The 756-nt window shown below is 72.1% G+C and carries 1 protein-coding gene; it reads right to left on the bottom strand.

Annotated elements, in window-relative coordinates; genetic code table 11:
• Window positions 1–290 precede the first annotated feature (290 nt).
• Complete coding sequence (locus QK442_RS36230) at window positions 291–530, bottom strand: hypothetical protein (RefSeq protein ID WP_282698395.1); 240 nt, start codon at window positions 528–530, stop codon at window positions 291–293.
• Window positions 531–756: the final 226 nt, after the last annotated feature.

Here is a 756-nt window from a genome sequence, read left to right as displayed (position 1 = left end):
TGCTCATCTACTGTTCCTCTCGTCTCTGTCACTGATGGGGACTCCGCCCCGCCCTCTGGTGGTCTTGCCGGACATCGCGGAGGGCGGGGCTCACCGTTCTCCCGGCCCGGGACCTCCCCGCAGTCAGGGGCCGGACCGAGAGAACGGAGTCTCAGAGGAAAGCCGGAAGGAATCCGGCGACAAACTGCGCGTACTTCCACGCGCGTTGGGGTCCGTTCACCGCGCGACGACCAGGGCCAGGGCCAGGACGAGCGCGGAGACGGCCACCGTCACGGCCACGGCGTGGCGCCTCACGCGGCCCCCTCCACACGTTCCACGAGCGCCACGTCGGAGAACGTCCGGGCGAACGTGGTGTGCTGCGCGTTGAGCCCCGTGTGCGCCATGCACTGGTCGTCCACGTCGTTCACGCTGAGGCTCGGCGCCGCCTCCCACGCGCACTCGCCGTGCAGACACCGGGCCGCCGCGACCGCCTCGGACTCGGGGTGCCGCCTGATGCGGTGCACCACGAACCGCAGAACCGCCCGGCTCACGGCCTCACCGCCGAAACGCGCGTGGTCAGAACCCGGATGCGCGCGCACTCGTCCTCCGTCGGGCGGCGCAACTCGCCCGGGGACGCCGTCCACTTCGTGCCCCCGCCCGGGGGCGACAGGTGGACCACGTCACCGTCCCACGCGGTCACCCTTCCGAGCCGGGGCGCTCCCTCGGCGGTGTCTGCCGCCATGAACGTACCGAGATCGGGGACCGGCGCCGGCTCCG

This window comes from Streptomyces sp. CC208A (genome assembly GCF_030010625.1).
Taxonomy (GTDB): domain Bacteria; phylum Actinomycetota; class Actinomycetes; order Streptomycetales; family Streptomycetaceae; genus Streptomyces.
Note: the sequence above shows the minus strand (reverse complement) of the source record. Positions and strands in the feature narration are given on the sequence as shown.